The sequence below is a fragment of the Pseudomonas sp. CFBP13528 genome (assembly GCF_005233615.1).
Lineage (GTDB): Bacteria > Pseudomonadota > Gammaproteobacteria > Pseudomonadales > Pseudomonadaceae > Aquipseudomonas > Aquipseudomonas fluorescens_AM.
In genome coordinates this window covers 426024-437859 of the sequence record NZ_QGAJ01000001.1, presented here as the reverse complement: position 1 = coordinate 437859, position 11836 = coordinate 426024, and the positions used below count along the sequence as shown (strand labels likewise).

Here is an 11836-nt window from a genome sequence, read left to right as displayed (position 1 = left end):
CGACTCCTTCAGGGGCGGTTAAACAGCGAAGATCTTGCCCGGGTTCATGATCCCGTTCGGGTCGAACACCGCTTTCACGGCCTTCATGTATTCGATTTCAACCGGCGAGCGGCTGTAGGTCAGGTAATCGCGTTTGGTCATGCCCACGCCGTGTTCGGCGGAGATCGAGCCGTTGTACTTGGCGACGGTCTCGAACACCCACTTGTTGACGGTGGCGCACTTGGCGAAGAACTCGTCCTTGCTTAGGTTTTCCGGCTTGAGGATGTTCAGGTGCAGGTTACCGTCGCCAATGTGACCGAACCAGACGATTTCGAAATCCGGGTAATGTTCGCCGACGATTGCGTCAATTTCGCTGAGGAACGCCGGCACCTTGGACACGGTGACCGAAATATCGTTTTTGTACGGGGTCCAGTGGGAAATCGTCTCGGAGATGTACTCGCGCAGTTTCCACAGGTTGTGCAGTTGGGTTTCGCTCTGGCTCATCACGCCGTCCAGCACCCAGCCCTGCTCGACGCAGTGCTCAAAGGTTTCCAGGGCGTGGTTGGCGACTTCTTCGGTGGTGGCTTCGAATTCCAGCAGTGCGTAGAACGGGCATTCGGTTTCGAACGGCGCCGGCACATCGCCACGGCCGAGGACCTTGGCCAGGGCCTTGTCGGAGAAGAATTCGAACGCAGTCAGGTCGAGCTTGCCCTGGAAGGCGTGCAGCACCGGCATGATCGAGTCGAAGTCGGTGGTGCCCAGCACCATGGCCGTGAGGTTTTTCGGCGCACGGTCCAGGCGCATGGTGGCTTCCACCACAAAGCCCAGGGTGCCTTCGGCGCCGATGAACAGCTGGCGCATGTCGTAGCCGGTGGCGTTCTTGATCAGGTCGCGGTTCAGTTCCAGCACATCGCCCTTGCCGGTGACCACTTTCATCCCGGCCACCCAGTTGCGGGTCATGCCGTAGCGAATTACCTTGATCCCGCCGGCATTGGTGCCGATATTGCCGCCAATCTGGCTGGAACCGGACGAGGCAAAATCCACCGGGTAATACAGGCCGTTTTCTTCAGCGACGTTCTGCAATTGCTTGGTGACCACGCCCGGCTGGCACACGGCGGTACGGTCGGTGAGGTTCACGTCGAGGATCTGGTTCATGTAGTCGAACGACACCACCACTTCGCCATTGGCCGCAACAGCCGCCGCCGACAGGCCGGTGCGCCCGCCGGACGGCACCAGCGCCACCTTGTGGCTATTGGCCCAACGGACAATGGCCTGCACCTGCTCGGTGGTCTTGGGGAAGACGATGGCGCACGGCGCGGGCGCGAAGTGCTTGGTCCAATCCTTGCCGTAAGCCTCCAGGGAGTCGGCGTCGGTCAGCACTTTGCCGGGCTCAACCAGGGTCTTCAGCTCATCAATCAGGGCAGGATGGGTCATCGACAGAACTCTCGAACAATTCATGGTCATCCTGAGAACGCTTCACGTCGCAGGAATAGGTGTTTAGCGGGGCGCGTATGCTAGCATACCGCCCCCGCAGGACAGAGCCCAAGGGCGTTCTGCGGTGACGGCTTTCCTGCCGTCCGGGTCAGCTTGCGCTGCTCGATTCCCTGCCATTTTTCTCCGGGATACAGGTTTACGCAGATGAGCAAGACTTCTCTCGATAAGAGCAAGATCAAGTTCCTTCTTCTGGAAGGCGTCCACCCATCGGCTGTCGACGTTCTGAAAGCCGCCGGGTACACCAGCATTGAGTACATCACCAGTTCTCTGCCGGAAGCCCAGCTCAAGGAAAAGATCGCCGACGCGCACTTTATCGGCATTCGCTCCCGCACTCAGCTGACCGAAGAGATCTTCGACCACGCCAAGAAACTCGTGGCCGTCGGCTGTTTCTGCATCGGCACCAACCAGGTCGACCTCAACGCGGCGCGCGAGCGCGGTATCGCGGTGTTCAACGCACCCTACTCCAACACCCGTTCCGTTGCGGAGCTGGTGCTGGCCGAGGCCATCCTGCTGCTGCGCGGTATCCCCGAGAAGAACGCTTCCTGCCACCGTGGCGGCTGGATCAAGAGCGCGGCCAATTCCTTCGAAATTCGCGGCAAGAAGCTGGGTATCGTCGGTTACGGCTCGATCGGCACGCAGCTTTCAGTCCTTGCCGAAGGCTTGGGCATGCAGGTGTTCTTCTACGACACCCTGACCAAGCTGCCGCTGGGCAACGCCACGCAAGTGTCGAGCCTGACCGAGCTGCTGGGCATGTCCGACATCGTCACCCTGCACGTTCCGGAAACCACTGAGACCCAGTGGATGATCGGCGAGAAGGAAATCCGTGCGATCAAGAAAGGCGGCATCCTGATCAACGCTGCACGCGGGACTGTGGTCGAGCTGGACGCCCTGGCCGACGCAATCAAGGACAAGCACCTGATCGGCGCCGCCATCGATGTGTTCCCGGTGGAGCCACGCTCCAACGACGACATTTTCGAAAGCCCGCTGCGCGGCCTGGACAACGTGATCCTGACCCCGCATATCGGCGGTTCCACCGCTGAAGCCCAGGCCAACATCGGCCTGGAAGTTTCGGAAAAGCTGGTCAAGTACAGCGACAACGGTACCTCGGTATCGTCCGTGAACTTCCCGGAAGTGGCCCTGCCGGCTCACCCTGGCAAGCACCGTCTGCTGCACATCCACCAGAACATTCCTGGCGTGATGATGGAGATCAACAAGGTCTTCGCGGAAAACGGCATCAACATCTCCGGTCAGTTCCTGCAGACCAACGAGAAAGTCGGCTATGTGGTGATCGACGTCGACGCCGAGTACTCGGACCTGGCGCAAGAGAAGCTGCAGCACATCAACGGCACGATTCGTAGTAGGGTGCTTTTTTGAGCTGCAAGCTGCAAGCTATTAGCGGCAAGTAAAAGCTCTGAGCTGTAGCTTGTAGCTTGTAGCTTGTAGCTTGTAGCTTGTAGCTAGAAACTTTCCAAAAAAAACGGGAGCCCCGCCAGGGGCTCCCGTTTTTTTATTCCACATTAACCGTGATGACTTTGGAAGCAACCGTCGGGTTGAACTGCATGTGCAGCTTGTCGCCGGCCACCAGTTGCAAGGTGTGCTTGCCGGGGGTCAGGGTCAGCTCGGTCTCGGTCTGGGCCTTGCCGTAATGGATCACGGTGTCGGTGGCCGGGATCGGCAGTTTTGCATCCGGCAGTTCTTTCTGGTCGATCAGAAGGTGGTGATGGCCGGTGCCTGGCGTCTGGTCGGTGGCAGGGGCCAGTTTCAGGCCTTCCATGCCGAATTTCACGGTAAAGGTTTTATCGACGGTGGCGCCATCTTTTGGCGAAACGATAAACACCTTGGCACCTTCAGGTGGAGCGCTACGCGGGATACCGTCAGCGGCGGTCGCCAACATCGAAGCACCCAGCAACAGGCTGGCCAGGGTTGCACGGGACAAAAGGGCTTTCATTCGCTTCTCCAGTTTTTCTGTGAAATCTGTAGGGTTATGACAACTTCGCGACAAATTGCTGTCCAAGGCACTCAACACCATAGCAAAACGATGCTGAACAGCGCCTCGTACATCCGAATTCCTTAGGAGTGACCATGCGCTTCTCGCCTGGCCTGTTACTGTTGCTTCCCCTTCTCAGCCCTTGCGCTCACGCCGAGCTGATCGACGACGTCAACGATCGCGGTGAACTGCGCATCGCCCTCGAAGCCAACACCCCGCCCTTCAATTTCAAGGAAGGCGACAAACTCACCGGCTTTGAAGTGGAGCTGGGCGAGCAACTGGCCAAGGAAATGGACGTCCGCTCCTCGTTTATCACCACCGATGATGCCGACCTGCTGAACGGCGTGGCGACCGGCAAATACGACGTGGCAATCAACCATATCGCTATGACTGCCGAGCTGAAGGATCGTTTCGATTTCAGCGCCGCGTATAACGACAAACCTGAACTGGCGATTCCGTTTCAGAAGGGCAACCCTGCGTTCAAGAGCAGCCTGGACGGGGCGTTGAAACGGGTGAAGGACGATGGTCGGTTAAAGGCGCTGGAAGAGAAGTGGCTCGACGGGAATACGCGATAACCCATGTGGGAGGGGGCTTGCCCCCGATGGCGGAGTGCCAGGCACAAATCAGCTGACTGACCCACTGCTATCGCGGGCAAGCCCCCTCCCACATTTTGTTCCAGGTAAGATTTCAGGATCGGCCGGAATCGGACGCCGGCTTAAAACGGCTCGTTGCCCCGCCGACGAAACCAGCCCGTCAGGGACAGGCGTTCGCGTGTGGCAGGCAGCACCTCGTGGGGCACCTCGCCCGACAGGAACACCACCAGGCTGCCGCCGGCGGGCACCACGTCATGTTCGATGCCGTCCTTGAGGTACATGCGCAACTGGCCGCCGTGTTCGGGCAACCAGGCGTCGTTCAAATAGATCACCGCCGAGACCATGCGCCGGTCATCGTCGCGAAAACGGTCCAGGTGCTTGAGGTAGAACGCCCCGGGCGGGTACATCGCGAAGTGGCTTTCGAAGTCTTCCAGGCCGAGGAACAGGCCACGGTTCATCGCCAGACGCAGGCTGTCCATCACGGCCATGTAGGTGTCGCAGACCGCCGCGTCGCCCTCTTCCAGCCATTGGATATGATCGCCGCGAATCCCCTCGCGAATTTCCTGCGCCGGCCCGCGCCCCACGGCCGCCGGGGCCAGTTCACCTTCGGCTGCACGTTTACGGCACTCAGCCGCCAGCTCCAGGGTCAGAGCCTGGGGCAGGAAGGCATTCTGCTGCGACCAGCCTTTTTCGGCCAGGTCGTCGACAATGCGTTGCAGCAGTGGGTGATCGAGGGGTGTTTGCATGGCGCGCATAGTATCCATACGCCTGTGAATCCGACAGCGCCGTCGAGCGTGCGAATACACTTTAGTCAGGTGACTGATAGGACTTCTCGACAAATCCTACGCCTGACACGGACAATAGTGGCCGACTGACAGGAGTCCTTATGCGTCGTTTGTTTTTTTCCTTGCTGATGTTCTGCGTTTTACCCGCCTGGGCAGACGGCCATGACCAGTTGTACAAAGTCGCCGGCTGGGCCGAACAACGTGCGCATTTCAACGACGCCCTCACTGCCGCACAGCAGCGCTACCGCAACAGCCTGCCGCCAGCGGTGTACCAGGCGCTGGTGGACAACAGCAGCAAACGCTTCGCGGCCCAGGCCATGGACCAGCGTGCCGAAGCGCAATTGCGCAAGCACCTGTCGGACCCGAAACCGGCCCTTGCGTTTTTCCAATCGCCTCTGGGCCGCAAGATTGTCGCCGCCGAGTTACTCGCCACGCGTCGCGACCAATTGGCGAAAAACGCTCAGGGCCTGCCGAAAATCCAGGCCGACACCACCCGCAGCCTGATCATCGGCCACCTGGCCCAGGCCCTGCCCGCGCGTGAAGCGGGCGCCGAAGTCAGCCTGGCGATTGCCGGCGTGGCGGCGGACAGCTTGAGCCAGATGATCCCCGGCCTGCTGGGCGGCGGTCAGGCCCAGGGCATGCTGAATGGGCAGCGTGAGCGCTTGATGCAGCAGATCGACAAGGACCTGAATAACACGCTGCTGTACGTCTATCGGGAGTTGTCTGACCCGGAGCTGGAAGAGTTCGCCACGTTTGCCGAATCGCCGGAGGGCAAGGCGTATTACCAGGCGGCGCTGGCGGCCATTCGCGCGGGACTGGCTGTCGGCCAAAGCACTTCCAGCCTGGCGCAGTAATAAACATGTGGGAGGGGCAAGCCCCCTCCCACATTTGGATTGTGTCAGGTCAGATGGTTCGTCAAGTATCGGAAGTATTCTTCGCGAATTTCTGGAATCTCATTGATCAAATGATGCCTGCCGCGCTTGAGCATCAACACCTCAGGCCGATCGAACTTGCCCTGCAGTACGCGCAGATTGTGCTGCCAATCCACCGTCATATCCTCCTCACCCTGCACGATCACTGGCCGCCGAGCGCTGCGTGGTGCGGCTTCGATGCGTTTGATCCAGCACGCCAGCGCCCCCACCCAGGCGGTGGGCAGTTGGCGCGGCTGCAACGGGTCGGCTTCGAGAAAAGGTCTGAATGCCGGGTCGTTGGAATTGTCGCTGAAGCGTCGCGCGATGCCTTTGACGAACGGGCGCAGCAGGTAATAGCTGAGCTGCGACCAACCCCAGGCCCGCGGGCGTACCAGGGGCGAAAGTAGAAACGTCTTGCCCTGGGCCGGGCTTTGATCGCCATGGTTGAGCAGGTGGTCAACCACAATTGCGCCACCGGTGCTCTGCCCGAACAGGTGCCAGGGCTGCGGCAGTTGCAACGCACCGGCCTCGGCGAACAAAGCCTGCACCACGTGCTGGTACACCGCAAAATCATCGATGCTGGCCCGTATGCCGCTGGACAAGCCATGACCTGGCAGGTCGCAGGCGATCACCACAAAGCCCTGTTCCAGCGCCCAGTCCACCGCATGGCGATAGAGCCCCATGTGGTCGTAGAAGCCGTGGAACATGAACATCGTCGCCACCGGCGCCGAAGGCCACCACACCTGCGCAACCACCTCGAACCCATCCACCTCCAGACGCCCCAGGCGGCTCACGGCCTCGCGGGCCGGCAGGTCCAACCCGTAGAACCGCTGGTACACCCGCGCCTCGGCTGACAGCGGCTGCGCATCCATCAGGGGCTGCAAGCTTTCGCGCAGATGATCAGGGTCAAAGGTGACGGGCATAAAGGCTTCCAGACTGACGGTGAAGATGAATATCGAGCTGCGATATTCATCTGTCAGGACAAGCATGGCAAGCTACGCGACCCGCGAGGATACCTCTGAATGCGACAACCCTACCGCACTGCCTTGTTCACCAGCCTGGTGCTGATTATCTGCGCCGGCGTGCTGTGGGCCGCGTATGACTGGTTCCAGGGCCGTTATCTGCGCGCCTTCAGCGAGCACACGGCGGTGTTTTCCGGCGATGCGCTGCAATTGCCCGCCGCACTCAGCGGCCCTGGGCCGATTCGCCTGGTGCACTTCTGGGACCCGGCCTGCCCGTGCAATGTCGGTAACCAGCAACACCTGGGTGAGCTGATCGAGCACTACGCGCCGCAAGGTGTCGAGTTCTACGCCCTGCAGAAAGCCGGCAGCCACGGCGCCCTGCCGGACAACCTGCGCCGGATGAAAACCCTCGACGCCCTGCCCGGCGCCGATCAGCTACCGGCCAGCCCGGCCGTAGGCATTTGGGACCGTACGGGCAAGCTGGCGTATTTCGGGCCGTACAGCGAAGGACTGACCTGCAATGCCGGCAACAGCTTTATCGAGCCGATCCTCAAGGCCCTGCAAGCCGGGCGCGAAATCAACGCCACGCACACCCTGGCGGTGGGCTGCTATTGTTCGTGGCCTGAGCAACCGTAGTCTGTCCATTCTGGGTAAGGAAAGTCGATGAAGCGTGTCTTGCAGGCTCTCGTGGTGCTGGTTGTGCTGGTTGCCCTCGGCGCCGGCGGGTACGTCTACAGCAAGCAACCCAGCCGCCAGGGCACGGTCACGCTGGCGCACCTGCAAGGCTCGGTCACCGTGCGCTACGACGACCGTGGCGTGCCGCATATCCGCGCCGAGAACGAGGCCGACCTGTACCGCGCGCTGGGCTATGTGCATGCCCAGGACCGGTTGTTCCAGATGGAAATCATGCGCCGCCTGGCCCGTGGCGAGCTGGCCGAAGTGCTGGGGCCCAAGCTGCTGGAGACCGACAAGCTGTTTCGCAGCCTGCGGATTCGCGAGCGCGCCCTGAGCTACGTCGAGCACATGAACCCTGACTCGGCCGCCTGGAAGGCCCTGCAAGCCTATCTGGACGGGATCAATCAATACCAGGCCAGCCACGCCAGCCCGATGGAGTTCGACGTGCTGGGCATTCCCAAGCGGCCCTTCACTGCCGAGGACTCCATCAGTGTCGCCGGGTATATGGCCTACAGCTTCGCCGCAGCCTTTCGTACCGAGCCGGTGCTGACTTACGTGCGCGACCAGTTGGGCAGCGATTACCTCAAGGTGTTCGACCTGGACTGGCAACCCAAAGGCGCACTCAACCTGGCGGCCGGCGATTGGAAAACCCTCGGCGCCCTCGCCCGCCTGAGCGAGCAGGCCCTGGCCGACAACGGCTTGCCGCAGTTCGAAGGCAGTAACGCCTGGGCCATCAGCGGCAACCGTACCAAAAGCGGCAAACCGTTATTGGCCGGCGATCCGCATATTCGCTTTTCGGTGCCGTCGGTGTGGTACGAGGCGCAGCTGTCGGCGCCCGGCTTTGAGTTGTATGGCTATCACAACGCGCTGGTGCCGGTGGCATTCCTGGGACACAACCTGGATTTCGGCTGGAGCCTGACCATGTTCCAGAACGATGACCTCGACCTGATCGCCGAGAAGGTCAACCCGGTCAACCCCAATCAGGTCTGGTACCACGGCCAGTGGGTCGACATGAGCAGCAGCGAACAGCAAATCCAGGTCAAGGGCCAGGCCCCGGTCACGCTCGTCCTGCGCCGTTCGCCCCACGGCCCGATCGTCAATGACGTACTCGGTGAACACGCCGGCGCCACGCCGATTGCGATGTGGTGGGCGTTCCTCGACACAGAGAACCCGATCCTCGAAGGCTTCTACCAGCTCAACCGCGCCGATACCCTGGCCAAGGCACGCGCTGCGGCGGCCAAGGTATCGGCGCCGGGCCTGAACATCGTGTGGGCCAATGCCAGGGGCGATATCGGCTGGTGGGCGGCGGCGCAGTTGCCGATACGCCCGGCCGGCGTCAACCCGGGGTTCATCCTCGACGGCAGTACCGCCCAGGCCGATAAATTGGGCTTCTACCCGTTCAGCGCCAACCCCCAGGAAGAGAACCCGGCGCGCGGCTATGTGGTCTCCGCCAATGCCCAGCCGGCATCACCCACCGGCATGGAAATCCCCGGCTATTACAACCTGGCCGACCGTGGCCAGCAGTTGAATGCGCAGTTGAGCGACAACCGTGTGAAATGGGATGTGAACAATAGCCAGGCCCTGCAACTGGGCACCACCACCGCCTTTGGCCCACGACTGCTGGCGCCGCTGTTGCCGGTGTTGCGCGAGGTAGTCACAGACCCGGCGCAGGTGAAGCTGGTGGAACAACTGGCGAGCTGGAAAGGCGATTACCCGCTGGACTCCACCAGCGCCACCCTGTTCAACCAGTTGCTGTTCAACCTTGCCGATGCGACCTTCCACCCGAAACTGGGCGACGCCCTGTTCAAGACGCTGCTCGGCACCCGCGTGATCGACGCGGCCCTGCCACGGCTGGCCGCCATGCCGGATTCGCCCTGGTGGAATGGCACGCGGGCCGAGACCGTCAAGCTGGCCTGGGACAACAGCCTCGCGCATCTGAAAGCCACCTTCGGCGATGACCCGTCCCAGTGGCAGTGGGGCAAAGCGCACACCCTGACCCATGGCCATCCACTGGGCATGCAAAGGCCATTGGACAAACTCTTCAACGTTGGTCCCTTCGCCGCACCGGGCAGCCACGAAGTGCCGAACAACCAGACCGCCATGATCGGCCCGGCCCCCTGGCCGGTGACCTATGGCCCGTCGACCCGCCGCCTGATCGACTTCGCCGACCCGGCCCATGCCCTGACCATCAACCCGGTGGGGCAAAGCGGCGTACCGTTTGATGCGCACTACAGCGACCAGGCACCAACCTATATCGAAGGCGGGTACGAGCAGGCGCATTTCAGTGAGGAGGAGATCACGGCGAATACCCGTGGCACCTTGAAACTGTTGCCTGCCAGATAGCCGAGTATCACTGGGTCACTGGGTCACTGGGTCACTGGGTCACTGGGTCAAAATGTGGGAGGGGGCTTGCCCCCGATGGCGGTGGGTCAGTCACACCTGTGCTGACTGACACTCCCTCATCGGGGGGCAAGCCCCCTCCCACATTGACGGCAAAGTTGAGCCTGAACTGTTGCGGCGTCACGCCCAGCCGGCGGTTGAACACGCTACGCATGTGCTGGGCATCGCGAAACCCGCATTGATAGGCCACGGTCTTCAGCGGCGCGTGGGTGCTTTCGAGCATCACCCGCGCCGCGTCCACGCGCGCCCTCTCGACAAATTCCGCCGGCGTGATCCGCGCTTCACGGGCGAACACCCGGGAGAAATTGCGCGCGCTCATATTGGCCGCCCTGGCCAGGTCAGCAATGCTCAAATCCCCGGTCAGGTTCGCCAGCACGTACAACTGCACCAGCGCCACCGCCGAGGTGGCTTCGGCATGGGGCGTGAGGAACGGGCTGAACTGCGACTGGCCGCCCGAACGCTGGGTGAACACGACCAGGCGCTTGGCCACGCTCAATGCGACTTCCGGGCCATGGTCCTGGGCGAGCAGGTACAGCGACAGATCGATCCCCGCCGTGACCCCGGCCGAGGTGTAGAGGTTGCCGTCCTGCACATACAAACGATCAGCCTCGACCTGGGCCGAGGGGCACAACCGGGCCAGGTCGGCGGCGTCGCCCCAATGGGTGGTGACGGTTTTACCGTCCAGCAGGCCGGCGCGGGCCAGCATGAAAGCGCCGTTGCAGATCGAGCCGAAGCGTCGTGCCCTGGCAGCGGCACCGCGCAGCCAGTCATCAAACCGGGGGCCGAAATCCTCGAAAGGCAGTTGCGGGCCGCCAGCTACCAGCAACAGGTCGTAGGGCTGCAGGGCTTCGCTGTAGTGCTTGTGCGCCTGCAAGGACAAACCGTTCGAACACGCCATAGTGCCGTGGCCGAGGCCAATGACTTCCAGGCGGTAGTGCTCTTCAGGCGCCAGGAAGCGGTTGGCCTCGCAGAACACATCCATCGGCCCGGTCACATCCAGTGACTGGACACCGGGGAAGATCAGGATGGCGACGGTTTTGCTCATGAGCGACACACCTTTTTCCAACTGCATAAACACGGATACCCTGTGGGAGGGGGCTTGCCCCCGATTGCGGTGGGTCAGTCACACATGTGCTGACTGACACTCCCTCATCGGGGGCAAGCCCCCTCCCACATTTGAATTGTCGCAGGCCTAACCCTAGCCGATGTTGCCTTGGCACGATGTGGCAGCACATTGGCCGAGAATGCTCCTTCGTTGCGATAGCGCCATAGCGCTCGCGCAACCAGACTGGATACTTTCCAGAGGAGCACCACCATGAGCACCACCATCGCCGGTATCAGCATCCCCGACAGCGCCCTGGCCAGGGCCACCACCGAGTACATCCGCGACATTGAGTCAGACCTGCTCTACCACCACTCGCGCCGGGTGTTCCTGTTCGGCGCCTTGAGCGGTGAGCGCAAGCAATTGGCCTACAACCCGGAGCTGCTGTACGTCGGCGCGATGTTCCACGACCTCGGCCTGGTGGAGGGCCATCGCAGCGACAATGAGCGTTTCGAAGTGGACGGCGCCAACGCGGCGGCCGCGTTTCTCAAGCCGTATGGGCTGAGCGACGACGATATCGAACAGGTGTGGTTGTCCATCGCCCTGCACACCACGCCGGGCGTGCCACAGCATTTGCGCCCCACCGTGGCGCTGGTGACTGCCGGGGTGGAGATGGACGTGCTGGGCATGGACTACGCCGCATTCAGCACCGTGCAGCGCGAAGCGGTGGTGCATGCGCATCCACGCGGTGAGGGGTTCAAGGAATGCATCATCTGCGCGTTCGCCGACGGCTTGCGCCATCGCCCGCAGACCACGTTTGGCAACGTGAAGACCGATGTGCTGGTGGATCAGGAGCCGGGGTTCAAGCCGATGAACTTTGTCGAGGTGATTCGCAAGTCGCCGTGGTCAGCTTAACCAGCCTGAAATGCAATCAAATGTGGGAGGGGGCTTGCCCCCGATAGCGGTGGATCAGTCAGCTAATCTTTGCCTGACACTCCGCCATCGGGG

Annotated in this window: 10 protein-coding genes and 1 pseudogene; 6 read left to right on the top strand and 5 right to left on the bottom strand. The window is 61.7% G+C overall.

Annotated elements, in window-relative coordinates; all coding sequences use genetic code 11:
• Nucleotides 1–18: 18 nt before the first annotated feature.
• The gene (locus PspCFBP13528_RS02075) at nt 19–1413 is read right to left on the bottom strand and encodes an FAD-binding oxidoreductase (protein WP_065949630.1); all 1395 of its coding nucleotides are present in this window, start codon (nt 1411–1413) and stop codon (nt 19–21) included.
• Nucleotides 1414–1617: 204 nt separating this feature from the next.
• Between PspCFBP13528_RS02075 and serA the strand changes: the two genes are divergently transcribed.
• Nucleotides 1618–2847, top strand: a complete 1230-nt coding sequence (gene serA / locus PspCFBP13528_RS02065; RefSeq protein ID WP_049711054.1) for a phosphoglycerate dehydrogenase — start codon at nt 1618–1620, stop codon at nt 2845–2847.
• A gap of 133 nt (nt 2848–2980) precedes the next feature.
• Here the strand turns inward: serA and PspCFBP13528_RS02060 are convergent, their stop codons facing one another.
• Complete coding sequence (locus tag PspCFBP13528_RS02060; protein WP_065949631.1) at nt 2981–3421, bottom strand: DUF4399 domain-containing protein; 441 nt, start codon at nt 3419–3421, stop codon at nt 2981–2983.
• Between the two features lie 134 nt (nt 3422–3555).
• On the opposite strand from PspCFBP13528_RS02060, the gene PspCFBP13528_RS02055 reads away from it, so the two are divergent.
• The gene (locus PspCFBP13528_RS02055; RefSeq protein WP_137199548.1) at nt 3556–4035 is read left to right on the top strand and encodes a transporter substrate-binding domain-containing protein; all 480 of its coding nucleotides are present in this window, start codon (nt 3556–3558) and stop codon (nt 4033–4035) included.
• A 140-nt stretch (nt 4036–4175) separates the two neighbouring features.
• Here the strand turns inward: PspCFBP13528_RS02055 and PspCFBP13528_RS02050 are convergent, their stop codons facing one another.
• Nucleotides 4176–4808, bottom strand: coding sequence for a 2OG-Fe(II) oxygenase (locus PspCFBP13528_RS02050; RefSeq protein WP_065949633.1), 633 nt, complete (start codon nt 4806–4808; stop codon nt 4176–4178).
• 131 nt (nt 4809–4939) lie between these two features.
• Here PspCFBP13528_RS02050 and PspCFBP13528_RS02045 point away from each other — a divergent pair, with 131 nt between their 5' ends.
• On the top strand, nt 4940–5692 hold the full coding sequence (locus PspCFBP13528_RS02045; protein WP_065949634.1) for a DUF2059 domain-containing protein: 753 nt from the start codon (nt 4940–4942) through the stop codon (nt 5690–5692).
• Between the two features lie 44 nt (nt 5693–5736).
• Here PspCFBP13528_RS02045 and PspCFBP13528_RS02040 read toward each other — a convergent pair whose 3' ends face one another.
• Nucleotides 5737–6672, bottom strand: coding sequence for an alpha/beta hydrolase (locus PspCFBP13528_RS02040; RefSeq protein ID WP_137199644.1), 936 nt, complete (start codon nt 6670–6672; stop codon nt 5737–5739).
• Nucleotides 6673–6771: 99 nt separating this feature from the next.
• Between PspCFBP13528_RS02040 and PspCFBP13528_RS02035 the strand changes: the two genes are divergently transcribed.
• Nucleotides 6772–7347 carry a DUF6436 domain-containing protein gene (locus PspCFBP13528_RS02035; protein WP_065950411.1) on the top strand — a complete coding sequence of 192 codons (576 nt, stop codon included), beginning with the start codon at nt 6772–6774 and terminating at the stop codon, nt 7345–7347.
• Between the two features lie 27 nt (nt 7348–7374).
• Nucleotides 7375–9729, top strand: a complete 2355-nt coding sequence (locus PspCFBP13528_RS02030; protein WP_137199547.1) for a penicillin acylase family protein — start codon at nt 7375–7377, stop codon at nt 9727–9729.
• A 139-nt stretch (nt 9730–9868) separates the two neighbouring features.
• On the opposite strand, the pseudogene PspCFBP13528_RS02025 reads toward PspCFBP13528_RS02030, so the two are convergent.
• A pseudogene (locus PspCFBP13528_RS02025) lies at nt 9869–10831 on the bottom strand (GlxA family transcriptional regulator); the annotation flags it as partial.
• 270 nt (nt 10832–11101) lie between these two features.
• Between PspCFBP13528_RS02025 and PspCFBP13528_RS02020 the strand changes: the two are divergent.
• Complete coding sequence (locus PspCFBP13528_RS02020) at nt 11102–11743, top strand: HD domain-containing protein (RefSeq protein ID WP_101220160.1); 642 nt, start codon at nt 11102–11104, stop codon at nt 11741–11743.
• The last annotated feature ends 93 nt before the right edge of the window (nt 11744–11836 follow it).